Genomic DNA, 22,054 nt, shown 5'->3' on the forward strand with positions numbered 1-22,054 from the left:
GTCGGATCGACGCCCGGTCAGGCCGACGACTTCCGGGGACGCCCCCGCGGTCGCTTGCGGGGAATGACGACACCACTCGAGAAGAGCTCCCCGCCCCACACTCCCCATGGTTCGGCTCGCTCCAGCGCTCCGGCGAGGCACTCCCGGCGTACCGGGCACTCGAGGCACACCGCCTTGGCCGCCTCGACACCGTCGGGAGTCTCTGAGAAGAAGAAGTCCGGGTCGCGGGAGTGGCACGGGACCTGACGGATGTCAGGGCCGCCCGTGAGCCGAGCCCGGTCCAGCCCAGCCCCGAGGCCGGCGAGGTCGGCCGGGCGACCGCTGCGAGGAGACCCGCCCCCTCGCAGCGCCGGCGGTCGACTCCGCGCCGTACGGAGGGCGGTGGGCCACGGGGTGAGACGAACCGATCCTGCACCGGTCGTCGAGGAGACGGCGGTGCCACCGGCGGGAGGGGAGGAATGGTCCATGGAGGCCTTTCGACAAACGGCACGGCCCGTGCCGTGCCGCTCCATCATGGCAAGGCGCCCTCCTTCCGTCAACACGGCACGTGCCGTTCCGTTACGGTGATCCGATGGCTGACGAACGAACCAGCAGGTCGGACGAGAGAGCCGAGTCGATCCGGCGCGCCGCGCTCGAGATCGCGCGAGAGGTCGGCTACCCCAAGCTGAGCATCGAGGGGGTCGCCGCCCGTGCCGGCGTCGGCAAGCACACGATCTACCGACGGTGGCCGTCGCGGGGAGCCCTGTTCCTCGACGCGGTCCTCACCGGCAACGACGACGGCCTCGACTATCCCGACACCGGTGACGTCGTCGCAGACCTCCGCGAGCAGATCCACGCCGCCGTCGACCTCCTCGGGTCCGGGCCGCTCGGCTCGCTCTACCGGGCGCTGATCGCAGAGGCCCAGCACGACCCCAGCGTCCTGAGCGCGCTCAACGAGCGGTTCATCGCGCCGCAGGCCGCCCGCACGGTCGCTCGCCTGGAGCGGGCACGCGATGCCGGCCAGATCTCACCCGACTTCGACCTGGACCTCGCGATGGCGATCCTGTCGGGCCCGCTCTACTTCCAGCTCCTGATCACCGGTGAACCACTCACCCACCGCTTCGTGGACCGCGTGGTCGACGCGCTCTTCACAGGCCTCGGGCCCCGTCGCCCGTGACGCTGCGCAGCCTCACGCGGCGGGTCGGTAGTCCCGCGGGGCTGCGCGAGCGATCGCCCGGACTCGCCACCAGCGCCCCCAGAGCCGAGCACCGGCCTCGACCCTGACCGTGACCGCGTGGTGCGCGCGCTCGCAGGAGGTGACCTCGACGTCGTTGGCCGCCGCGATCACCCGGCCCCGCAGGCAGCCGTCCTCCCCGGCGAGGGAGGCGGCGCTCGCGGCGAGCGCCGCGAGATCAGCGGCCGCCGCGGCGCGGTGCTGGAGCCGGGTGAGGGCGATCAGGTGGACGCAGACAGCGAAGACCACGACCACGACCGCCACCGCGATGACCACGTAGAGCGTCGCCGCCCCGGTCTCGGTGCTGCGGCCCTTCGACGCGTCGACGCCGGAGGCCCGTGAGTCCGGCAGGAGGCGGCCCCGCAGGCTGCTCACGGCTCTCCGCCCTCGACGTCCGCGACCGCGTTCGCCTGCAGGGCGACGGCCGGGAGCCGACGGAGCAGCGGGAGGTCGATGCGCGCCTCCGCACGCACCGTGACGCGCACCGCACCGTCCGGCAGCGCCCGCGACTCCGCCGGCCGTCGGGATCGGGCAAACCCGGACGATCCGGAGACCACGTCGTCGGCGCCTTCGATCACGACGTCCGAGCCTGCCGGCGCCATCGAGCGAGTCTCACGCAGGACGGCGGCCTCGGACTCGCCGCGCGCCAGCATCCTGGCGCCGTCACGGGACAGGTCGACCAGCCGCGCCTGGGTCACGGCCAGCGTCAACCCCCACGTCAGGGCGATCGTGACGACGACGAGGACCGGAAGTGCGGTCGCGGTCTCCGCGGTCACCATCCCGTCCTCAGCACGAGGGCGGCGCCCTCGGAGGCCTGGAGCACTGCGGTGCGGTGAAGCTCGGCGCCGAGCCCCACCGTGTGCCCGGCGACGCCTCACCACGGCCACGGAACCTCGGGAAGGAAGGGAAGGGCCGAGCGGAGGCCGTCCATCGCACGCCCCCACAGGCTGGAGAGGATCTCTCCGGCCGCGCCGCGGGTGGCGAGGTAGTACAGGGTGATCGCGATGCCGATGGCGCCGACGGTGCCGACGCCGTACTCCGCTGTCGTCGTGCCTCGCTCGTCGCGGGTCGGGTTGGGGTGGTGGGTCACGGGACTCTCCTGTCGGGTGGTGCGGGCGCTGAGGGACGTGGGCGGGCGACCCTGGAGCCGCCCGCCCAGGACGATCAGAACGGCAGCAGCTCGAGGCCCTTCTGGATCACGCCGGTCACGAAGTTGTTGAAGAAGTCCGACTGCGCGACCTTGACGAGCACCCCACCGACCGCGCACGCACCGACGGTGCCGACGGCGTACTCCGAGGTGGACATGCCCTGCTCACCGGCGCGAGCACGGAGGGTGGCGAGGATCTTCATGGTCTCTCCTGTCTGGCCTCGACGGCCTGTCTCGATGGCTCGTCCGCACGACGCGGACGTCGTCTCCGTGGTGCGCCGGCGCCGGGATCGCCACACCGCCGGCGGCCCTGGGGAGCGGGACGGCCTGTGGAACGGCACCGGAGGTGCGCAGCGGGCACCTCAGAGCCCGAGGGTGCGGAAGGTCGACGCGATCACCGGGACGATTCCGAGGAGGATGAACGCGGGCAGGAAGCAGGCGCCGAGGGGTGCGGCGGTGCGCACCCCGACCGAGCGTGCGGCAGCGTCTGCCGCGGCTCGCTGCTGTGCCCGCGCCTCGTCGGCGGCCCGCACGAGGGTCCCGGAGATCGCCGACCCTGTCCGGCTCGCCCGGACGAAGGCCTGACCCAGCGGCGCGAGGACCGGGTCGTCCGCGACGTCGCGCCACGCCTCGTGCGGCTCGACACCGAGGTCGAGCCGGGCTGCCACCGTCCGGAGCGGGTCCGCCGTCGGCTCTCCGATCGCGTCGCCGACGGCGATCAGCACCACCGACGTGGGCCGGCCGGAGTGCGCCGCGGCGACGACGAGGTCGAGCACCAGCGGCAGGTCCCGCTCGATCCGCTCACGGCGGCGGCGTTCGGCGGCCGGCTCGAGCCGGGAGACCCACCATGCCACCGCCGCCCCGACGACCGCGCCGACGGCGAGCCCCGTCAGGCCCTCGACGATGCGGGAGACCCCGAGCACGGCGAGGGCGCCGGCCAGCCAGGGCGACGCGAGCCAGGCGGGCTGCCCACGCTGCCCGCGGGATCCCCGGGGCCGTGCGCGCAAGCGCCTCGTACGCACGCCTGCGGTGTCGTGCAGCCACAGGCGTGCAGCCGCGGCCGCTGCCAGGGCTGCCAGGATCATCGGCTCGCTCCGTCGGCGATCCGCTCCACCCAGACCAGCCCGGCGGCCGCAGCGCACACCCCGAGGAGCAGACACCAGCCCCCCAGACGGGAGTCGAGCAGGAAGGCGAGCGGATCCCCGCCCAACCCGGCGCCGAGCGCCAGGGCCACACCCGGCAGCACGGCGAGGAGCTTCGCGGTGGCGCGCGGAGGACCGAGCGCGGCCTCGACCTCGCGTGCGAGGTCCTCGTCAGCTCTCAGGGCCGCGAGGGCGCGGTCGAGGACCATCGCCTGAGGAGCTCCGGTCCGTCGGCTCACCTCGCTCGCCGCAGCGAGCACCCGCAGGCCATCGGCGCCCGACCGGCGTGCCGCCACCCGGATCGCCTCCGTCGGGTCCGCGCCCAGACGTGCGCTCGCCGCCGCCGGGCGGAGCACCTCCCACTCCGCAGCGACGGTGTCGAGTGCCCGTTGGGCGGCGGTGCCGGCCGCGAGCTCCGACGCCAGAGCGTCGCAGGCTCGCGCAACCTCCCGCCGGGTCCGCGCGACCGTACGGCGCCGACGAGTCCGTGCTCTGATCCGCAACGCCGTCACCACCGCGACCGCTGCGGCCGTGGCGACCATCGGGCGCACTCCGGCGACGACGAGACAGGTGACGACGACGCAGGCGAGGACGATCACCGCGGTCGACGAGTCGCCGCGGGCAAGGACGGGAACCGACCGCCACCCGGACGCGCCACCGGGGTCGGGGCCGACCACCCGTCGCAGCCTCCACCGGCCACCCGGCACCCACAGCCACATCGATGCCCCGGCCGCGAGGGCAGCGACCGCGGCGGTCACGTCGCTCGTCCACCGGTGAGCAGATGGTCGAGCCGGTCGAGGGCCGGAAACCGCGTCACCGTCCCCTCGGCGGAGACCGCGACGGCGGGAGTGCAGCTGACGGTGCGACCGTCGAGCGCCGCCACGATCGCGATCTGCGCCACCCGGCGCCGCCCGTCGGGCGCACGCGCGACGTGGACGACGACGTCGAGGGCTGCCGCGAGCTGGCTGTGCGCAGCGGCGCGTGCGAGACCTGCGGCCGTCGCGAGGGCCTCGACACGGGCCGGGACGTCGCGTGGGGCGTTCGCGTGCAGCGTCCCGCACCCGCCTTCGTGGCCGGTGTTGAGCGCGGCGAGCATCTCCACCACCTCCGCCCCACGGACCTCGCCCACGACCAGACGGTCCGGACGCATCCGCAGGGCCTGCCGCACGAGGTCGCGCAGCACCACCGCACCTGCGCCCTCGGCGTTGGCCGTCCGCGCCTCGAGCGCGACCACGTGGGGATGCCGAGGCCGCAGCTCGCTCGCATCCTCGACCAGCACGATCCGCTCCGACGCACCGACCTCCGACAGCATGGCCGCGAGCAGGGTGGTCTTGCCCGAGCCGGTGCCGCCGGTCACGAGGAAGGCCACCCGGGCCGCGACCACCCGGCGGAGCAGGTCCAGGATCTCGTCCGGTGCTCCTCGGCACAGCTCCGCCAGGCCGAACGACCGGCGCGCCGGCACCCGCAGCGACACCGCGGTGCCCGGTCGGGCGATGGGTGCGAGGACGGCATGCATCCGCGTGCCGTCGGGAAGGCGGACGTCGACGTACGGGCTGGCGTCGTCGAGGCGGCGGCCTCCGATGCCGGCCAGCCGCTGCGCGAGCCGGCGGACCGCCGCGTCGTCGGTGAAGCGCACGTCGGTCCGCTCCAGGCCCTCCCCGCGGTCGACGTAGACCTCGTCCGGCCCGTTCACCAGGACGTCGGTGACCCCGGCGGATCTCACGAGGCCCTCGAGCGGTCCCGCCCCGACGGTCTCCCGATGGAGCGCGTCCACCAGCGCCAGCACGGTCCGGTCGCCGTAGAGACGGCCGGACGATCGCAGGGCGGCTGCGACCCGCTCCGGTGTCGGGTCCTCGCCGGACTCGGCGAGCTGCGCCCGGATCTGCTCGACGAGCCGCGTGTCCGGCCGCGTCATCGCGACACACGGAGGTCGAGCGAGTCGAGCACGTCCCGCGCCGCACGCCGCAGCCGCGGGCTGCGCGCGAGCGGGCCGATGCCCTCGTCGACGGCCCGGCGAAGACCCGGGTCGTCGCGCACCACGGCGACGGCGGCGAGGCCGAGCGTCTCCGCGACCAGGCGTGGATCGGTCGCGGTGCCGGCGGGCCGACGGACGACCAGCCGCGGCTCGCAGGCCCGCTCCAGCAGCCCCGGAAGCAGCCGGGTCGCGGCTGCGACGCCCCGCACGTCGGCCCGCACGACGACCACGACCGCGGTGGCGTGCTCGAGCGCCTCGTCACCCGGCCCCGTCCGCGGCAGATCGACGACCACCAGACCGTGGGACCTCCGGGCCGCGTCGAGCACCGAGTCGAGTGCCCCGGGCGCAGGCTGTCGCAGCGGCCCTCGGTCCCAGGACAGCACGCCGAGGCGGGAGGCGCGCGGCAGCACGTCGCGCAGCGCGGTCGCCGACAGCCGGCCCTGGGTGTCGGCGAGGTCCGGCCAGCGTGGGCCGGGCCGGTCCTCCTCGCCGAGCAGGAGGTCGATGCCTCCACCGAGCGGGTCGGCGTCGACCAGCGCGACGGGCTCGTCGCGAGCCGCGACTGCCGCGAGCGCGGTCGCCATCGTCGAGGAACCGACCCCGCCCGACGCGCCGAGCACCGCCACGACCGGCCCGGGCTCGCCGGTCCCCTCGATGCCGGTCGCCAGGAGGTCGCTCAGGTCGTCGGTGTCCTCGGGCAGCCGGAGGACCCGCTCGGCACCGAGCGCGAGAGCGGTGGACCACGTGCGCTCCCCGGCCTGGAGCCGACCCGCGGCGACGACCCCGGGGCGTCGTGGCAACGCGGCGTCGGCCAGGGCCTCCAGCAGGTCCGTGCCGGCGACGACCACGGGAGCGCGCACCCACCAGCGCCGTGCCGCACCGACGTCGTGCGCGACCGTCGGCTCCCGGTCCAGCGCTGCGCAGAGACGGACCAGGTCGTCCAGGAGATCGTCGTCCGCGGTCACGACCAGCGGGCGGCCACCCGTCGGGGGCTCGGGCGACGCTCCGACACGACGGAGGGACGCGACGGCATCGCGCGCTGACCGGGACGAGTGCTCGGATCCTGACGGCATGGACCCAGGCTCGCGCTCGGCACGCCGGGCCGGCACCCCGCTCCGTACGGTCTGGGGAGGCGAGGATCTTGGGGAGCAACGGTGGACGGTGCCGGCGCGCCCGGTGCAGGTGCGCCCGGTGCAGGTGCGCCCGGTGCAGGTGCGTCCGGTGCAGGCGCGCCCGGTGCAGGCGCGTCCGAGGTGAGCGCTGCCCGACGTGCCCCGCGGCCTATGCTGGAATCGTGACCACGTCCGGTGCGACGCCCACGCCCTCGGCCGCCGTCCGTTCGGCCGCCTTCTTCGACCTCGACAAGACGATCATCGCGCGCTCCAGCACGCTCGCCTTCTCACGACACTTCTACGGCTCCGGCCTGCTGAACCGCCGCGCGGTGCTGCGCAGCGCGTACGCCCAGTTCGTCTTCGCCCTGTCCGGTGCCAGCGAGGACCAGATGCAGCGCATGCGCGCGTACCTGACGGACCTCGTCCGCGGCTGGGACGTCCGGACCGTGCGCGAGGTCGTGGCCGAGACGCTGCACAGCGTCGTCGACCCGCTCGTCTACGAGGAGGCGGTCGCGCTGATCGCGGACCACCACTCGGCCGGTCGCGACGTGGTGATCGTCTCGGCGTCCGGGTCGGAGGTGGTCGAGCCGATCGGGGCGATGCTCGGGGCCGACCACGTGATCGCGACGCGACTCGTGGAGGTCGACGGCGCCTACAACGGCGAGATCGACTTCTACGCCTACGGCGAGAACAAGGCGCTCGCCGTGCGCGAGCTCGCCGACGAGCACGGCTACGACCTCGGAGAGTCCTACGCCTACTCCGACTCCGAGACCGACGTCCCGATGCTCGCCGAGGTCGGGAACCCGGTCGCGGTCAACCCCGACCGCGCGCTGCGCAGGGTCGCGACCGAGGAGGGCTGGCCGGTCCTCGAGTTCGACGAGCCGGTGGCGTTGCGCAGCCGGGTGACTCTCGAGTCGACCGGCTCGAAGGTCGCGGTCGCGGGCCTCGCCGCCGCCGCGGTCTCGGCGGCGGCCGGGGTCGCGCTCCACCAGATCAAGCGGCGCCGTCCGGAGTGACCGACACGCCGGAGGCAGGCGAGATTACCTCCGAGTAGGGGTAGCCCGATCCGGGATCGACAGGTACAAAAGAGACAAGTAAGAGGCAGGCCACACAACCGGTACCCACGCGGCGATCCTCCCGTCTTATGGGGATTCGCATCCGGGACAACCCCTTGGGCCCCGGAGCGATGCTACGGAATCACGGACGCTTGGTAGCCGGGAGTACGGCCCGCCGCAGACGCGCCACCTCGAGCAGGTGGCGCGTCTGTTCTGCGTGCAGGGCGCGAGCTCCTCACGCCTCGTCGTAGGTCGCCCGGAGCACCGACGTGACCGAGTGCTGCGGGTCCCCGTCGTCGCTCTCGAGGCTCACGTCGACCACCTGGTAGCGGCCGACCAGCGATTCCGGCACGCGGAACGACGCCGTACCGTCCGGGTCCATCACGCCGAGACCCAGCATCTTCTCCGTCGTCGGGTCGAAGAGCCACACGTAGTAGTACTCGCCGGCACCGGTCTTCGGCAGCCCGTGGGTCTCGACCGTCATGGTGACCTCGTCCCCGGCGTCCGACGCCATCTCGACCAGCCCGCTGCCGTCGCTGTCGACCGGCTCGAGCGGTGCGGACCGCTCGGGCGCGGCCACCGGAGGCGTCTCGGGGTCGGACTCGACCCACGAGGTGATGCCCGCGGTGGCGACGACCAGCGCGGCGGCGGCCGCCACCAGCGCGACCGGCCGCACCCACCGGCGGCGAGGGATCTCGAGCGGGGGCAGCGCGTCGGCCGGCGGTTCGTCGTCGACCGCGTGCGACGGGGCGGAGGCGGCGCCGAGCGGACGGAGCGTACGCCGGGTGCGCGCCAACAGCGCATGGCCCACGGCCGTCTCCGCGAGCTCGGCACGGCACTGCTCGCACGCGTCGAGGTGGTCCCCGGCCTCCAGCGCCTCGGCGTTGGAGAGCTCGCCGCGCAGCAGCGCGACCAGGTCGGGGTGCGGCTCGTGGGTCTGCTCGTCGTCGGTCATCACCGCTCACCCTCCTCGGTCGTGGTCCTCAGGATTCCGCCCAGCCTGCGCATGCCACGCGAGGCTCTTGCTTTCACCGTGCCGATCGGCAGCTCCAGCCGCTCGGCGATCTCACGCTGGGTCAGGTCGTCGAAGTACGCCATCTCGACGACCACCCGCTCGTGCTCGGGCAGACGCGCCAGGCCCCACCGGACGTCGGCGGCGTCGGCGAACCGGTCGGCCGACTCGCGACCGTCCTCTGCGGCAAGATCGCGCAGCGCCTCGACGTCGACCACCGGTACCTTCCGCGTCCGCAGCACGTCGACCGCGCGCCGGTGCGCGATCGTGAAGAGCCACGAGGTGAAGCGTTGGCTCGGATCGTACCGTCGAGCACCCCGCCAGGCGTCGAGGAACGTCCGCTGCACGACGTCCTCGGCCTCGTCGGCACCGACGTAGCGGCGGGCGTACGCCAGAACGGTCGCGCCGTACGCCTCGTACGCGTCCTCCAGCGCCGACTCGTCGTGGCGAGCGAGCCGCTGCCCGATCGATCGCCCGCGGGCTGGTTCGGAGCTGTCCATACCTCTACTTCGTCGGTCGGTGCCGCGTGGTTGCCACGAGTCTCGGATCGGGCCGCCGTACGACCACCTCAGCCTCGCTCGACCGGACGCGCGGCCACCACGACGTTGTCCTCGTACCCCCGTTCGGGACGGTACCGCCCTCCGCAGGTGACGACATGCAGGCGAGGCGGCCCGGTCCGGGAGAACAACGCGGCGGTGTCCAGGTCCCGCTGGGCCACTCGTGTCACCGAGGTGATCCGGTAGACCACCCGTCGGCGGCCGGAGTCGACCACGATCCGGTCGCCCTTCCTCAGCCCGGCGACCCTCGCCAGGGGACCGATCCCGTCCTCCTCGGTGTCCACGTGCCCGGCGAGCACGGTGGCGCCGGCCTCGAACGGTCCCGGCCCGTAGCGGTACCACGAGACGGCCGTGGTGCGTCGTGGCAGCGCCATCTCGCCACGCTTGTCGACGCCCATCGCACGGACCGGCATCGACAGGTTCGCCGCGGGGATCCGGAGCCGCGACGGGGCCGGCGGCTCCTTCGCCGGCTTCGGGAGCGCGGCGGACCCACGGGGTTTCGCCGACGGCGCAGGCCGGGGAGCGGGCTGCTGGGCCGGCTCGAGGACGTCCTCGCCCAGGGCCGTCGCGCGCGGGAGCTCGGCGGCGAACGTCCGGTCCGGCTCACCGTCACCGCTGCGCTCCAGCGCAGCGGCGGTGAGCAGACCGCCGAGGAGGGCGGCCGTCAGGACGACGGCCACCCTCCGCGGGGATGGTGTTCGGATCACCGGACCTCGGAACGCCGACGCGAGGTCAGCACGAGGGCCGCACCGGCGGCCGCGAGCGCGCCTGCACCGATGACCCAGAACGGGACCGCGTCGTCACCGGCGGCCTGGCCACCGGTCCCGCCGGGAACGCCCGACGGCGAGGAGTGCAGGCCGTCGATCGTCTGGACCGCGAGGTCCAGGTTGCCGTCCTCGGCGCTGCCCCACGCGTACACGATCGTGCTGACGCCCTCGGCGAGGTCGAGATCGGCCGGGCCGATGGCGACGTCGGACGTCCCGGCCAGGACCACGTCGGCGGAGACCGTCCCGGCCGGCAGGTCGGCGGACGCCTCGTCGGGGTTCTTCAGGTTGGTGAAGACGGCCTCCTCGTTGGCCCGGACGTCGACCGCGGGCGCCGCGGCGTCGTGCCGCACGGTCACCCGTGCCTCACCGGGCGCGGTCGCCGAGGTGTCGTTGACGTACGGGGTGAGCACAGGGTTGCCGTCGGCATCGAGGTGGGCCACCACCGAGAGGTTGGCACCCCCGGGGACGGCCACGCCGTTGGCCTCGATGACCGCGTCGCCGTCAGGGCCGTCCCCCGCCGCGACGACCTTGAGGTCGTAGTCCCCCTCGGGGATCGCGACCGGGTCGGTGACGGTGCCCGGCTCGAAGTCGGTCAGCAGCGCCTCCCCGTTCGCGTAGACGTCGACGGTCGCCCCGGGTACGCCGTGGACCACCGTGACCTGGGCGTCGGCGGCCTGGGCCGCCGGCGCGAACATGAGTGCCGATGCCGCAACGGCTGCTGCGCCGGCGATCGTACGGATGAGCGTGCGCATGATGCTTCCTCTTCCTTCTCTCGGTCGTGTCACAGGTCGTGTCACAGGTCGATCGGACGCAGCACCCCGAGGATGCCGTGAGCGATCTGCCGGTTGCCCTTGTTGATGTCGAGGGCGAACGGGTTCAGGTAGGGGTCGCGGTCGTCGGGGTCCGCGTCGTGCAGCCGGACCACGCGGAACCAGCGCGACTTCACGTCGACCTCGATCGCGCCGCCCTGGGCGGTCGTCAGCGAGGCGCCGTCGACGCCGAGGGCGTCGCTGGAGGTCAGCGTGGCGCCGGGGACGACGTGGTAGAGCAGGACCTGCTCGATGGTGTCGACGCCGGCGGCGGCGACGATCGCGTCGAACGCCCTCTTCTCCGAGCGGTACCAGCGGCCGGTGACGTCCTTGACGAACCGCTTGAACGACCAGTCGTTCGGGAGGAACGCCGTCACGGGCGTCGATCCGTCGGCGAGGACCGCCACCGGGCTGTCGGGCTTCGCGCCGACGACCGCGAGCACCGCCTCGGTGACGATGTCGTAGTCGCCGCCGCGACGGTCGAAACGGTTGCCGTCCGAGGTGAGCACCGCAGCGAGGCTGCGCTGCCCGTCCCCACCCTTCGCGCCGTCCTTGCCGGTCGGCGTCTGGGCGGATGCGGAGCCGGCCGGAGCGAGCACCCCGGCGGCGAGCAGCGGCGCGGCCAGCGCGGCCGCGGCGATCGTACGGATCTTCACGAGCATTCCCTCCGTCGAGGGGCCACCGGCCGCGACCCCGTTATGAGGTACTTCGGGGAGGCTCGGCCGATGGTTGCCGCGAATCCGCGATCAGGTGCGCCGTGGCCCTCGCGGAGGTTCGACGGGGGACGCCTCGGCGCCGTCCGCGAAGGCCTGGGCGGCGTAGAGCAGCCAGCGGTGGACGGAGGCCGGCGAGCCGCCGGCGTAGTCGGCGAGCGCAGCCCCGTACGCCCGTCCCGCGGCGCGGTGCCCAGCCTCCGGCACGGTGAGCGCCGCCGGGTCGACTCCCCGGGCGACCAGCACCAGCCGCTCGGCCGCGCGCGCGACCAGACCGTTGTCCGACGCGAACGCCCCGGCCGTGGCCACCTCGGCGTGCACGACGGCTGCGACGACGAGCCCCGGGGCGTCGCTCGGCGCGGCGAGGGTCTGCGCGAGCGCCGTCAGCCGTCGCGCGCCTGCGGGGTCGACGGGACGTCCCAGATCGGCGTCGGCGACCCCACCGCGGGCGACCAGGGTGTGCAGGCGCGCCAGGGCCTGCAGGGGCGCTCGCTGCCAGGTCGGGACCAGGCCGAGCAGCTCCGTGGACATCCGGGCCGCCGCCAGCGCAAGCGGGTCGCCCTCGCCCGCACGCAGCGCCTCCAGGTCGTACGGCGCGCCCTCGATCGCGGCGCTGGCGGCCGCGCCGCGCAGCAGCGACTCGGCCGTCGCCTCGGGGCTCGTGCGTCGCAGCCCACGATCGCGCAGCAGCGAGTCGATCCCGTCACGGGTGGCGGCGAAGGCCGACGGGACGCCTTCGAGGTCCATCAGCGCGGAAAACGGGTCGGGCACGCCCTGCAGCGTACTCGGCGCCATGGTCCGGCTCGGTTAGCCTCAGGGCGTGGACGGTCCGGGGAACCTCGAAGGCGCCTTCGACTCGCACGGGACGCAGCCGGGCGAGTCGCTCGCCTATTCGCCACGCACCGTGCGGTGGCTGGTCGGGGACCGGCCCCTCCGCGTGCTCGAGCTCGGGGCCGGCGACGGTGCGATGACGACGGCACTGACCGAGCAGGACCACGACGTGGTCGCCGTCGACGTGGCCGCCGACGCGCTCGACCGGCTGTCACGCCGCGTCGACGTCACCGTGGTCCGCGCCGCAGCCGAACGCCTGCCGTTCTCCGCGGGGTCGTTCGACGTGGTGCTCGCCGCCCAGGCCTTCCACCAGTTCGACGCCGCGCGGGCCCTGCCCGAGATCGCACGCGTGCTCCGGACCGGCGGGCGGCTGGGCCTCGTCTGGCACGTACGCGACGAGTCCGTCCCGTGGGCGCGCCGCCTGTCCGCGCTGATCGGCAGCGACGCCGACGACCTCGCCGACGTCGCGGAGCGCCTCCCGCTGTCCGGGCTGTTCTCGCTGCCCGAGCAGTCCGACCACGGAGTCTGGCACCGCCTCGACCTCGACGGCCTGCTGACGCTCGTCCGTACGCGCCCGCAGGTGGCGTCCCTCGACCCGGGGGCCCGTGAGCGTGTCCTGAGCTCGGTCCGCACGCTCTACGACTCCTACGCCAGCGGTCACAACGGCCTCCGGATGCGCTACGCCACGCGCTGCTTCTCCGCCGAGGTGCACAAGGACGCGCTGCCACCGGAGCGACCGACCTCCGAGGGTGATCTCGCCTTCCGCCTGTGAGCTCCGCGTCTGCTGTCAGCGAACGAGCCCGCGCTTCGATGGCGGATCCTTGGACCTTGCGCCTAGCGTGAAGGGGTGAGCACGCTCCTGGTCGGGCTCCCCGACGTCGACGAACGGCCTCCGCTGCTGCGCGAGGCGCTCGGCGACGCGCTGCGCTCCACCCGCCGTCGCCGCGGGCGCACGCTCCGCGACGTCGCCGCCGCGGCCCAGGTCTCCCTGGCGTACCTGTCGGAGATCGAGCGCGGGCAGAAGGAGGCGTCCTCGGAGATCCTGGCCGCCGTGTGCGAGGCGCTCGGCGTCACCATGCTGCACCTGCTGTCGGTCGCGGCCGCCTCGTACGCGCCTGCTGCCCCTGCTGCGGCGGCCGAGGCACCCCGGCCGTGCGAGACCCCGGTCGCGATCGCCGCCTGACCCGCTCGGGCCCGCGCGAGCGGGGCGACGGACCACCACCGGCGACGTAGCCTCGCTGGTGTGAACAGCCGCACGCGCGGTCGGCACGTCCGCCAGGTGACGACGAAGTACCCCGACCAGCCCCACTGGGAGTTCGACACTGCCCTGCTCGACGTCGACGAGTGGGGCACCTGGCTGTACATGAGTGCCGGCACGCGGGCCGCGCGCCCCGGGCGCGAGATGCACACCCGGGTCGACAGCGTCACCCTGGTGCCGACCGACGCGCCGGTGGTCCCGACCTTCCACGCCACCTGGGACGCGCCCCAGCACCGGCTGCGCTACGCGATGTACGCCGACATGACGACGCCGGCCCACTGGGAGTCCGACGACGTGGTGACGATGGTCGACCTCGACCTCGACGTGGTGCTGACCGTCGACGGCGACGTCCGGCTGCTCGACGAGGACGAGTTCGAGGACCACCGCCTGCGGTTCGGCTATCCCGACGAGCTGGTCGCGACGGCGCGGCGCTCGGCCGACGACGTGCTGGCGGCCGTGCGCGCCCGGGCCGAGCCGTACGGAGAGGTCGGTTGGGCCCGGCTCCGGGAGGCGCAGCGCGTCTTCCACCGCTACCGCTGAGCGGCTCGCCGGGCGCCGCAGCGCCACCGCGGCCCCGAGTAGGCTGGACGGGTGCGCTTTCTCAACGATCTGAGGCCGTCCCACGACCTCACCTACAGCGACGTCTTCATGGTGCCGGCCCGCTCGTCGGTGACGTCGCGCTTCGACGTCGACCTGTCCACGGCCGACGGCGTCGGCACGACGCTCCCGCTGGTCGCCGCCAACATGACGGCGGTCTCCGGTCGGCGGATGGCCGAGACGCTGGCGCGGCGCGGAGGCGTCGCGGTGCTCCCCCAGGACATCCCGCTCGACGTGGTGGCTCGTTCGGTCGCGCAGGTCAAGGCCGCGCACCCGATCTACGACACCCCGGTCTCGGTGACGCCGGAGACGACGGTCGGCGAAGCACTCAGTCTGCTGCCGAAGCGGGGGCACGGTGCGGCGCTGGTCGTCGCCGACGGCAAGCCGCTCGGCGTCGTGACCGAGCGTGACGGCGCCGAGGTCGACCGGTTCGCGCAGGTCCACGAGGTGATGAGCACGGACGTGCTGACCATCGCGGCCGGTACGGAGCCGCGCGCGATCTTCGACGCGATGAGCGAGCGCCACCTCGCGTACGCGCCGGTGCTCGACGGCGGCGACCTCGTCGGGGTCGTGACACGGACCGGCGCCCTGCGGTCGACGATCTACGAGCCGGCGCTCGACCCGTCGGGCCGCCTCGTGATCGGGGCGGCGATCGGGATCAACGGCGACGTGGCCGCGAAGGCCGCGCGCCTGCTGGAGATGGGGGTGGACGTGCTCGTGGTCGACACCGCGCACGGCCACCAGGACAAGATGCTCTCCGCGCTTCCGGCGGTGGTCGCCGAGCGCGACGCGTACGAGGCGCGGGCGGGTCGCCGGGTCCCGGTGGCCGCGGGCAACGTCGTGTCCGCGGACGGGACGCGCGACCTGGTCGAGGCCGGCGCCGACATCGTGAAGGTCGGCGTCGGGCCGGGAGCGATGTGCACGACGCGGATGATGACGGGCGTCGGCCGTCCGCAGTTCTCCGCCGTCCTCGAGTGCGCCGAGGCGGCGCGCGAGCTCGGTGCGACGGTGTGGGCGGACGGAGGCGTGCGCTACCCGCGCGACGTGGCGCTGGCGCTGGCCGCGGGCGCGGCGAGCGTGATGGTCGGCTCCTGGTTCGCCGGGACGTACGAGAGCCCGGGCGACCTGCGGACGGGCACCGACGGGCGCCCGTACAAGGAGTCGTTCGGGATGGCCTCGGCCCGTGCGGTCTCGAACCGCACCCGCGACGCGGCCGGTTTCGAGCGGGCGCGGATGGCGTTGTTCGAGGAGGGCATCTCCACCTCCCGGATGTACCTCGACCCGCAGCGGCCCGGCGTGGAGGACCTGGTGGACACGATCGTCGCCGGGGTGCGGTCGTCGGCGACGTACGCGGGGGCGCGCACGCTGCCGGAGTTCGCCGAGCGGGCCGTCGTCGGCCTGCAGAGCAGCGCGGGCTACGACGAAGGTCGCCCGCTGCACGCGAGCTGGTGACGCAGGTCACGATCTCCGCCTCCTGAACACTGTTCAGGAAAACGGTCAGGACGGACTACAGTGACGCCCATGCCTGAGACCAACCCGAGCGCCGCAGCCGTGGACGCGGCTGCGCCGATCCGCGTCGCCCACCGCTCCCCCGCCGCCGATGTCGCGCTGATCGCCCTCTTCGCCGCCCTGATCGCCGCGTGCGCACTGCTGCCGGCGATCAACGTCGGCCTTCCGGTGCCGATCACGCTGCAGACCTTCGCCGTCGGGCTGGCCGGAGCCGTGCTCGGCGCCCGACGCGGCTTCCTCGCCGCCCTGCTGTACGTCGTCGCCGGCCTCGCCGGGCTGCCGATCTTCTCCGGCGGGGCGGGCGGCCTCGGCGTCCTCGCCGGCCCGACCGTCGGCTACATCCTCGCCTTCCCCCTGGCGGCGTGGATGACGGGCTTCCTCGTCGAGCGGATCCCGCGGGAGCGGGTGGCGCTCAGCGTGCCCCTCGTCTTCGCGTCGGCGCTCGCCGCCAACTTCCTGTTCACCCACCCGATGGGCATCGTCGGGATGGCGCTGCGCGTGCCGGACCTGACGCTGGCCGGCGCGTTCCGGATCGACGTCGTCTTCTGGCCCGGAGACGCCGTGAAGAGCTTCGCCGTGGCGATCGTCGCCGTCGCCGTCCACCGCGCCTTCCCGTCCCTGCTCCCCGCGCGGCGGACGACCGACTGAGCCGTGTCCCCGACGTCCGAGCACCCCCGGCCCTCCGCCATCGCGATGCGGGGGGTCGAGGTGCTCGTCAGCGACCGCACCACACCCCCCGTACCGCGACGGCGGCGGGGCAGGACCGACGCCGGGCGGGCACCGGACGCAGCCCCCGCGCACGCCCGCCCGCCCGGCGTCCCCGCGGGGATGCTGCGCATCCTCGGGCCCGTCGACCTGACGCTGACCGAGCACCGGGTGGCCTTCATCGGCTCGAACGGGTCGGGCAAGTCCACGCTCGCGCGCCTGGTCAACGGCCTCGTGACGCCGTCGCGCGGCACCGTCGAGGTCGACGGGATCGACGTGACCGAGGACGCGGCCGCGGTCCGCCGGCGGGTGGGGTTCGCCTTCACCGACCCGGAGGCGCAGCTGGTCATGCCGACCCCGGCCGAGGACCTCGCGCTCTCCTTGCGACGCAGCGGCGCGGACAAGGCGCAGCGTCGAGCCATGGCCCTGGCGGCGCTCGCCGAGCACGGCCTCGAGCACCTGGCCGACACCTCGGTGCACGCCCTGTCCGGCGGGCAGAAGCAGATGCTGGCCCTCGCCGGCGTGCTCGCGACCGGCCCTCGGATCGTGGTCGCCGACGAGCCGACGACGTTGCTCGACCTGCGCAACACCCGCCGGATCGGCGACCTGCTGCTCGGGCTCGAGCAGCGCCTGGTCCTGGTGACGCACGACCTCGACCTCGCGGCGCGGTGCGACCGGGTCGTCGTGGTCGAGGACGGCGCCGTGGCCTACGACGGCGCCCCGGACGACGCGATCGCCCACTATCGCGCGCTGGTGGCACCGTGATCGGCCTCTATCGCCCCGGCGACACGCTGCTGCACCGGATGAGCGTCGGGGCGACCCTGCTCGCGCTGGCCCTCACGGCGGTCGTCGTGACCTGGGTGCGCGGGCCGGTCGCGGCGGTGACCGGGCTGCTGGTCGTCACCGGAGTCGCGGTGTACGCGGGGCTGAGCCTGCGCGAGTGCGTCCGCGCGCTCCGTCCGATCCTCCTGGTCGCGGCCGCGCTCGCGGTGTTCCAGGCATGGCAGGCGACGTGGCAGCGCGCGGTGGAGGTCCCGGTGGACCTGCTGACGCTCGTGCTCGCTGCCGCCGTCGTCACCGCGACCACGCCGGTGGACGCGATGATCGAGGCGATCGTGCGCTGGCTCGGGCCGTTCCGCCGGCTCGGCGTGCACCCGGAGCGCGTCGGCCTGGCGTTCGCGCTGATGCTGCGCTCGATCCCGGCTCTGCTGGAGCTCGGGCACGAGACCCGCGACGCCGCCCGCGCCCGGGGTCTCGAGCGGAACGCCCGCGCCGTGCTGATCCCGTTCGTCCTGCGCGCCGTCGCCCGTGCGCAGGACACGGGCGACGCGCTCGTGGCCCGCGGCATCGGCGACGACTGAGGAGGACGGGTCTCGATCGCTCGCTCCGCTCGCGCCTCGACCAGCGGCGCGGGCTCGACCGGCGAGGCGCGGCCTCGACCAGCGGCGCGGGCTCGACCGGCGAGGCGCGGGCTCGACCGGCGAGGCGCGGCCTCGACCAGCGGCGCGGGCTCGACCGGCGAGGCGCGGCCTCGACCGGCACAGGGCGGCCAGGCGGGTCAGCGCATCGCGTCGGAGTAGACCGAGGACACCGGGGTCTGGGGCTGGCTCGGTGCAGGGCCGATCACGATCTGGCTGGCCAACCGGAACACGTCGATCAGGAGCCGGTCGAGGGTGTCGACCATCGCGGCCTCGTTAGGCGTGCTGCTGCGGAACAGCTGGCTGTCGACGTTGCGGTGCGCCTCGACCCATCCGATCGTCGACCAGGACTCGGCCACGGTCGTCGCGACGTCGTTGCGGTAGTCGCTGGTGACGCGCAGGCGCGACCCCGCTCGATGACTGAAGATCACGACGCGACGCATGGAGGAAGGGCCCTTGCTGGTGGCTTCGTGGATGATCTGCCATCCGGGATACGCGGTCACGAATGCTCTCTTCTGTGCTCTTGCGGTCTGGTGGATCCGAGATTCCCTTGCCGCCCCCGTGGGCGTCATCCTAGCCCCTCGCCGACGTACGTCACACCGCCTCCCCCCTCGGTGCCCTAGATCACGTTTTCATCACATGACCCTTGATATTTCAGCGATGTTTCCGCTCCACCATCGCCCCTGCTCACAGGCCGGAGCGTGCCGCCGGTGACGCCGTCGACGTGCTCGCGACCCGACCGTCGAGCGCGGCGCGAAGGCCGTCGGACCGACCCGTACGCCCGCTCGCCGGGTCCGCCGACGGCCGCCCGTCCCGCTGCGGTGTGACCCGAGGCACAATGGCAACGACCAGCGCAGAGCCGACCAGAGAAGGAAGCACAGTGACGGAACCCAGCCTGTCCAACCTGCTGCACGAGGACCGCCGGTTCGACCCGCCCGCAGACCTGGCGGCGAGCGCGAACGTCCAGGCCGACGCGTACGAGACCGCATCCGAGGACCGGCTCGCGTTCTGGGCGGAGCAGGCTCGGCGACTGTCCTGGGAGACCCCGTTCGACGAGGTCCTCGACTGGTCGAACCCACCGTTCGCGAAGTGGTTCGTCGGTGGCACCCTGAACGCCTCCTACAACTGCGTCGACCGCCACGTCGAGGCCGGCAACGGCGACAAGGTCGCGATCCACTGGGTCGGCGAGCCGGCCGACGACACCCGCTCGATCACGTACGCCGAGCTCAGGGACGAGGTCTGCCGCGCCGCGAACGCCCTCACCGAGCTGGGCGTCACCAGCGGCGACCGGGTCGCGATCTACATGCCGATGATCCCCGAGACGGTCGTCGCGATGCTCGCGTGCGCCCGGCTCGGCGCGATCCACACCGTGGTGTTCGGCGGGTTCTCCTCCGACGCGCTGGCGAGCCGGATCTCGGACTGCGAGGCGAAGGTCGTCATCACCGCCGACGGCGGCTACCGCCGCGGCGCCCCGTCGGCCCTGAAGCCCGCGGTCGACGACGCCGTCGGCCGCTCGCCGGGCGTCGAGCACGTCCTCGTGGTCCGCCGGACCGGCCAGGACGTGGCGTGGGGCGAGAAGGACGCGTGGTGGCACGAGCTCGTCGGAGGCCAGTCGGCGGACCACACGCCCGAGGCGTTCGACGCCGAGCACCCGCTGTACGTGATGTACACGTCGGGGACCACCGGCAAGCCGAAGGGCATCCTGCACACGACCGGCGGGTACCTCACCCAGGCCGCCTGGACGCACTGGGCGGTCTTCGACCTCAAGGCCGACACCGACGTCTACTGGTGCGCCGCGGACATCGGCTGGGTCACCGGGCACTCCTACATCGTCTACGGCCCGCTCGCGAACGGCGCCACCTCGGTGATGTACGAGGGCACGCCGGACACGCCGCACAAGGGGCGCTGGTGGGAGATCGTGCAGGAGTACGGCGTGACGCTGCTGTACTGCGCGCCGACCGCGATCCGTACGTTCATGAAGTGGGGTGCGGACATCCCCGAGCAGTTCGACATGTCGAGCCTGCGCGTCCTCGGGTCGGTCGGCGAGCCGATCAACCCCGAGGCGTACGTCTGGTACCGCACGAACATCGGCGGCGACCGTACGCCCGTGGTCGACACGTGGTGGCAGACCGAGACCGGAGCGATGATGATCAGCCCGCTCCCCGGGGTCACCTCGGGCAAGCCCGGCTCGGCGATGAAGGCCCTGCCCGGGATCGGTGCGGACGTCGTCGACGACTCCGGCCAGCCGGTCCCGAACGGCTCCGGCGGCTACCTGGTGCTGACCGAGCCGTGGCCGTCGATGCTGCGCACGCTGTGGGGAGACGACCAGCGGTTCATCGACACGTACTGGTCGCGCTTCGAGGGCGTGTACTTCGCCGGTGACGGCGCCAAGAAGGACGAGGACGGCGACATCTGGCTGCTCGGCCGCGTCGACGACGTGATGAACGTGTCGGGCCACCGCATGTCGACGGCCGAGATCGAGTCGGCCCTCGTCTCGCACGAGAAGGTCGCCGAGGCCGCGGTCGTGGGAGCCACCGACGCCACGACCGGCCAGGCCGTGGTCGCGTTCGTGATCCTGCGCGAGTCCGCGGGCGGCGGTGGCGACGAGATCGTCACCGAGCTGCGCAACCACGTCGCGAAGGAGATCGGCGCGATCGCCAAGCCGCGCTCGATCATGGTCGTGCCCGAGCTGCCGAAGACCCGCTCGGGCAAGATCATGCGCCGCCTCCTGCGGGACGTGGCCGAGAACCGTGAGGTCGGCGACGTCACGACTCTCGCGGACTCGAGCGTGATGGACCAGATCAAGACCGGGCTGTCGAGCGGCGCCGACGACGACTGAACGACCCCGTACGGTGCGTCGCCGGCCGGAACCCGCCTGCGGCCGACCGGCGACGCGCCGACGAACGCGGGACGATATCCCCTAGGCTCGTGCGAGAACCGCACGAGCATCGACGAGGAGTCGTGATGTCAGAGCCAGGTGTTCCCGCAAGCCCAGAGGCGTCGCAGGAGCCGACGATCGGGCAGCTGGTCGCCGACGCCAGTCGCGACCTGTCGACCGTCGTGCGCACCGAGATCGCCCTGGCGAAGTCCGAGGTCAAGGTCAGCGCGAAGTCGGGCGCGGTCGGCGCGGGCTTCCTGGCGGCCGTCGCCGTGCTCATGCTCTTCGTGATCACGATGCTGTCGATGGCCGGCGGGTTCTTCCTGGCCTGGGTCTTCGACCACGACGTCAGCATCGCCTTCACGTGGGGCTTCCTGATCATGACCGGCATCTGGCTGCTCGTCGTCGTCATCTGCGCCCTGATCGGGATCCGGATGGTCAAGAAGGTGCGAGCACCCGAGCGCACGATCGCGACCGTGAAGGAGATCCCGGGGGCCCTCAAGGGGCAGGGACAGCCCGCCGCGACGCCCTCGACCGACTGAGCCACACCAGTCCCACGACGATCAGGACGACGCCACCCACGGCGGTCGCGGTGGCCCACACGTCGTACGACTCCACCGCCTGCTCCCCGATCCGTTCGGTGACCGCGCCGAGCACCCGCGACTCGGTCTGGTCGCCGGACAGCGCCGCGGGCACCGCCACCCGTACGACGACCGCCGTGCCGGCCGCGACCAGGACCAGTCCGACGCCGAGCAGCGCGGTGACCGCACCGCGGTTGCGGCCCAGCGCCACCGCTCCGATCGCTGCCGCCACCGCGACGGCGACGCCCGCACCCCACCACCGGGTCACGTCCCGCAGCCGGTCGAACGCCTGCCGGTGCTCAGGCGTCCCGACCAGCACGACGTAGTCGCGGCCGACCGGCAGGTCGACCCCCAACGTCGTGTTGGCCTGGTCGACGACGACCTCGACCAGCGGCGTCAGGTCCAGCGCGAAGCGCCCCTCCAGGGACTCCGGCGGCAGGTCCGTCACGTCGATGCGATGCGATCGGCGCGCGACCTCGACCCACGCAGCCGACAGCTCCGGGCTCACCAGCACCTGCTCGGTCGCCGTACGGACGACGCGCTCGGCGACCACGGCAGCCGCGCCGTCGAGGCCCGAGCGCTCCATCACCGCGTCGCTGACGTCGTCGACCACGACGTCGCGGACGGCCGGGTCGTCGAAGAGCGGGGACACAAGGGCGACGAACCCTTCCTCGTCCACGACGGTCCGTTCGAACCAGGCCGCAGGCACGGCGTACGCCGTGGCAGTCAGCGCCACCAGCACCATCAGGGTCGACCACACGCTCCGCACGTGGTC

Annotated in this window: 28 protein-coding genes; 11 read left to right on the plus strand and 17 right to left on the minus strand. The window is 73.5% G+C overall.

The genetic code is table 11. The annotated features are described in order from the left end of the window. Positions 1 to 17: 17 nt before the first annotated feature. On the minus strand, positions 18 to 515 hold the full coding sequence (locus tag CLV56_RS21430; RefSeq protein ID WP_425437702.1) for a WhiB family transcriptional regulator: 498 nt from the start codon (positions 513 to 515) through the stop codon (positions 18 to 20). A gap of 56 nt (positions 516 to 571) precedes the next feature. Between CLV56_RS21430 and CLV56_RS07865 the strand changes: the two genes are divergently transcribed. Further along, a complete protein-coding gene (locus CLV56_RS07865; protein ID WP_039350696.1) occupies positions 572 to 1,156 on the plus strand; it encodes a TetR/AcrR family transcriptional regulator in 585 nt (194 codons plus the stop codon). A gap of 12 nt (positions 1,157 to 1,168) precedes the next feature. Here the strand turns inward: CLV56_RS07865 and CLV56_RS07870 are convergent, their stop codons facing one another. From CLV56_RS07870 to ssd, 8 genes are all read right to left on the minus strand, one after another. Next, complete coding sequence (locus CLV56_RS07870; protein ID WP_100414643.1) at positions 1,169 to 1,588, minus strand: Rv3654c family TadE-like protein; 420 nt, start codon at positions 1,586 to 1,588, stop codon at positions 1,169 to 1,171. After that, a complete protein-coding gene (locus CLV56_RS07875; RefSeq protein WP_157805107.1) occupies positions 1,585 to 1,989 on the minus strand; it encodes a TadE family type IV pilus minor pilin in 405 nt (134 codons plus the stop codon). Before CLV56_RS07875 ends, CLV56_RS07870 begins: the two co-directional genes overlap by 4 nt. 98 nt (positions 1,990 to 2,087) lie before the next feature. Continuing rightward, on the minus strand, positions 2,088 to 2,303 hold the full coding sequence (locus CLV56_RS20565) for a DUF4244 domain-containing protein (protein ID WP_039350524.1): 216 nt from the start codon (positions 2,301 to 2,303) through the stop codon (positions 2,088 to 2,090). A 74-nt stretch (positions 2,304 to 2,377) separates the two neighbouring features. Further along, positions 2,378 to 2,563, minus strand: a complete 186-nt coding sequence (locus tag CLV56_RS07885) for a DUF4244 domain-containing protein (protein WP_039350522.1) — start codon at positions 2,561 to 2,563, stop codon at positions 2,378 to 2,380. A 159-nt stretch (positions 2,564 to 2,722) separates the two neighbouring features. Beyond that, complete coding sequence (locus tag CLV56_RS07890) at positions 2,723 to 3,445, minus strand: type II secretion system F family protein (RefSeq protein ID WP_100414646.1); 723 nt, start codon at positions 3,443 to 3,445, stop codon at positions 2,723 to 2,725. Next, complete coding sequence (locus tag CLV56_RS07895; protein WP_100414647.1) at positions 3,442 to 4,260, minus strand: type II secretion system F family protein; 819 nt, start codon at positions 4,258 to 4,260, stop codon at positions 3,442 to 3,444. Before CLV56_RS07895 ends, CLV56_RS07890 begins: the two co-directional genes overlap by 4 nt. Next, on the minus strand, positions 4,257 to 5,417 hold the full coding sequence (locus CLV56_RS07900) for a TadA family conjugal transfer-associated ATPase (RefSeq protein WP_100414648.1): 1,161 nt from the start codon (positions 5,415 to 5,417) through the stop codon (positions 4,257 to 4,259). Before CLV56_RS07900 ends, CLV56_RS07895 begins: the two co-directional genes overlap by 4 nt. Then, a complete protein-coding gene (gene ssd / locus CLV56_RS07905; protein WP_100414649.1) occupies positions 5,414 to 6,550 on the minus strand; it encodes a septum site-determining protein Ssd in 1,137 nt (378 codons plus the stop codon). Before ssd ends, CLV56_RS07900 begins: the two co-directional genes overlap by 4 nt. Before the next feature lie 221 nt (positions 6,551 to 6,771). On the opposite strand from ssd, the gene CLV56_RS07910 reads away from it, so the two are divergent. Further along, on the plus strand, positions 6,772 to 7,605 hold the full coding sequence (locus CLV56_RS07910; protein ID WP_100414650.1) for an HAD family hydrolase: 834 nt from the start codon (positions 6,772 to 6,774) through the stop codon (positions 7,603 to 7,605). A gap of 274 nt (positions 7,606 to 7,879) precedes the next feature. Here CLV56_RS07910 and CLV56_RS07915 read toward each other — a convergent pair whose 3' ends face one another. The 6 genes from CLV56_RS07915 to CLV56_RS07940 form a co-directional block, all read right to left on the minus strand. Then, a complete protein-coding gene (locus tag CLV56_RS07915) occupies positions 7,880 to 8,599 on the minus strand; it encodes an anti-sigma factor (RefSeq protein ID WP_039350511.1) in 720 nt (239 codons plus the stop codon). After that, positions 8,599 to 9,156 (minus strand): RNA polymerase sigma factor, encoded by a 558-nt coding sequence (locus CLV56_RS07920; protein ID WP_039350508.1) that lies wholly within the window; start codon positions 9,154 to 9,156, stop codon positions 8,599 to 8,601. The genes CLV56_RS07915 and CLV56_RS07920 overlap by 1 nt, the downstream gene beginning before the upstream one ends. A 68-nt stretch (positions 9,157 to 9,224) precedes the next feature. After that, a complete protein-coding gene (locus tag CLV56_RS07925) occupies positions 9,225 to 9,893 on the minus strand; it encodes a class F sortase (RefSeq protein WP_100414651.1) in 669 nt (222 codons plus the stop codon). A gap of 23 nt (positions 9,894 to 9,916) precedes the next feature. Further along, complete coding sequence (locus CLV56_RS07930; RefSeq protein ID WP_039350505.1) at positions 9,917 to 10,732, minus strand: DUF4397 domain-containing protein; 816 nt, start codon at positions 10,730 to 10,732, stop codon at positions 9,917 to 9,919. A gap of 41 nt (positions 10,733 to 10,773) precedes the next feature. Then, positions 10,774 to 11,445 carry a fasciclin domain-containing protein gene (locus CLV56_RS07935; protein WP_039350672.1) on the minus strand — a complete coding sequence of 224 codons (672 nt, stop codon included), beginning with the start codon at positions 11,443 to 11,445 and terminating at the stop codon, positions 10,774 to 10,776. A gap of 90 nt (positions 11,446 to 11,535) precedes the next feature. Continuing rightward, positions 11,536 to 12,273, minus strand: coding sequence for an oxidoreductase (locus tag CLV56_RS07940; RefSeq protein WP_245857694.1), 738 nt, complete (start codon positions 12,271 to 12,273; stop codon positions 11,536 to 11,538). A gap of 49 nt (positions 12,274 to 12,322) precedes the next feature. Here CLV56_RS07940 and CLV56_RS07945 point away from each other — a divergent pair, with 49 nt between their 5' ends. From CLV56_RS07945 to CLV56_RS07975, 7 genes are all read left to right on the plus strand, one after another. Then, on the plus strand, positions 12,323 to 13,105 hold the full coding sequence (locus CLV56_RS07945; protein WP_100414653.1) for a class I SAM-dependent methyltransferase: 783 nt from the start codon (positions 12,323 to 12,325) through the stop codon (positions 13,103 to 13,105). 75 nt (positions 13,106 to 13,180) lie between these two features. After that, on the plus strand, positions 13,181 to 13,516 hold the full coding sequence (locus CLV56_RS07950) for a helix-turn-helix domain-containing protein (RefSeq protein WP_425437704.1): 336 nt from the start codon (positions 13,181 to 13,183) through the stop codon (positions 13,514 to 13,516). A gap of 60 nt (positions 13,517 to 13,576) precedes the next feature. Continuing rightward, complete coding sequence (locus tag CLV56_RS07955) at positions 13,577 to 14,131, plus strand: DUF402 domain-containing protein (protein ID WP_100414654.1); 555 nt, start codon at positions 13,577 to 13,579, stop codon at positions 14,129 to 14,131. A 51-nt stretch (positions 14,132 to 14,182) separates the two neighbouring features. Beyond that, positions 14,183 to 15,640 (plus strand): GuaB1 family IMP dehydrogenase-related protein, encoded by a 1,458-nt coding sequence (locus CLV56_RS07960; protein WP_039350499.1) that lies wholly within the window; start codon positions 14,183 to 14,185, stop codon positions 15,638 to 15,640. Between the two features lie 69 nt (positions 15,641 to 15,709). Then, positions 15,710 to 16,345, plus strand: a complete 636-nt coding sequence (locus CLV56_RS07965; RefSeq protein WP_100414655.1) for a biotin transporter BioY — start codon at positions 15,710 to 15,712, stop codon at positions 16,343 to 16,345. Positions 16,346 to 16,348: 3 nt separating this feature from the next. Then, positions 16,349 to 17,167 (plus strand): energy-coupling factor ABC transporter ATP-binding protein, encoded by an 819-nt coding sequence (locus CLV56_RS07970; RefSeq protein WP_245857697.1) that lies wholly within the window; start codon positions 16,349 to 16,351, stop codon positions 17,165 to 17,167. Beyond that, positions 17,164 to 17,763: an energy-coupling factor transporter transmembrane component T family protein gene (locus tag CLV56_RS07975; RefSeq protein WP_039350496.1), complete on the plus strand. Its 600-nt coding sequence runs from the start codon at positions 17,164 to 17,166 to the stop codon at positions 17,761 to 17,763. The genes CLV56_RS07970 and CLV56_RS07975 overlap by 4 nt, the downstream gene beginning before the upstream one ends. Before the next feature lie 197 nt (positions 17,764 to 17,960). Here CLV56_RS07975 and CLV56_RS07980 read toward each other — a convergent pair whose 3' ends face one another. Beyond that, complete coding sequence (locus CLV56_RS07980) at positions 17,961 to 18,323, minus strand: hypothetical protein (protein WP_157805108.1); 363 nt, start codon at positions 18,321 to 18,323, stop codon at positions 17,961 to 17,963. A gap of 335 nt (positions 18,324 to 18,658) precedes the next feature. On the opposite strand from CLV56_RS07980, the gene acs reads away from it, so the two are divergent. Further along, entirely contained in the window at positions 18,659 to 20,659 is a 2,001-nt protein-coding gene (gene acs, locus CLV56_RS07985) for an acetate--CoA ligase (protein ID WP_170224767.1), read from the plus strand. Positions 20,660 to 20,784: 125 nt separating this feature from the next. After that, the gene (locus tag CLV56_RS07990; protein ID WP_039350485.1) at positions 20,785 to 21,240 is read left to right on the plus strand and encodes a phage holin family protein; all 456 of its coding nucleotides are present in this window, start codon (positions 20,785 to 20,787) and stop codon (positions 21,238 to 21,240) included. Here the strand turns inward: CLV56_RS07990 and CLV56_RS07995 are convergent. Beyond that, positions 21,197 to 22,048 (minus strand): hypothetical protein, encoded by an 852-nt coding sequence (locus CLV56_RS07995; RefSeq protein ID WP_157805109.1) that lies wholly within the window; start codon positions 22,046 to 22,048, stop codon positions 21,197 to 21,199. The two genes, CLV56_RS07990 and CLV56_RS07995, sit on opposite strands and share 44 nt — an antisense overlap. Positions 22,049 to 22,054 lie beyond the last annotated feature (6 nt).

The sequence above is a fragment of the Mumia flava genome (assembly GCF_002797495.1).
Taxonomy (GTDB): Bacteria; Actinomycetota; Actinomycetes; order Propionibacteriales; family Nocardioidaceae; genus Mumia; species Mumia flava.

Bases quoted from the DNA above. Each gene is read 5' to 3' on its own strand.
- CLV56_RS07900 (WP_100414648.1), bottom strand. From the start codon at position 5,417: ATGACGCGGCCGGACACGCGGCTCGTCGAGCAGATCCGGGCGCAGCTC.
- CLV56_RS07930 (WP_039350505.1), bottom strand. From the start codon at position 10,732: ATGCGCACGCTCATCCGTACGATCGCCGGCGCAGCAGCCGTTGCGGCA.
- CLV56_RS07990 (WP_039350485.1), top strand. From the start codon at position 20,785: ATGTCAGAGCCAGGTGTTCCCGCAAGCCCAGAGGCGTCGCAGGAGCCG.
- CLV56_RS07890 (WP_100414646.1), bottom strand. From the start codon at position 3,445: ATGATCCTGGCAGCCCTGGCAGCGGCCGCGGCTGCACGCCTGTGGCTG.
- CLV56_RS21430 (WP_425437702.1), bottom strand. From the start codon at position 515: ATGATGGAGCGGCACGGCACGGGCCGTGCCGTTTGTCGAAAGGCCTCC.
- CLV56_RS07965 (WP_100414655.1), top strand. From the start codon at position 15,710: ATGCCTGAGACCAACCCGAGCGCCGCAGCCGTGGACGCGGCTGCGCCG.
- CLV56_RS07915 (WP_039350511.1), bottom strand. From the start codon at position 8,599: ATGACCGACGACGAGCAGACCCACGAGCCGCACCCCGACCTGGTCGCG.
- CLV56_RS07865 (WP_039350696.1), top strand. From the start codon at position 572: ATGGCTGACGAACGAACCAGCAGGTCGGACGAGAGAGCCGAGTCGATC.
- CLV56_RS07885 (WP_039350522.1), bottom strand. From the start codon at position 2,563: ATGAAGATCCTCGCCACCCTCCGTGCTCGCGCCGGTGAGCAGGGCATG.
- CLV56_RS07920 (WP_039350508.1), bottom strand. From the start codon at position 9,156: ATGGACAGCTCCGAACCAGCCCGCGGGCGATCGATCGGGCAGCGGCTC.
- ssd (WP_100414649.1), bottom strand. From the start codon at position 6,550: ATGCCGTCAGGATCCGAGCACTCGTCCCGGTCAGCGCGCGATGCCGTC.
- acs (WP_170224767.1), top strand. From the start codon at position 18,659: ATGGCAACGACCAGCGCAGAGCCGACCAGAGAAGGAAGCACAGTGACG.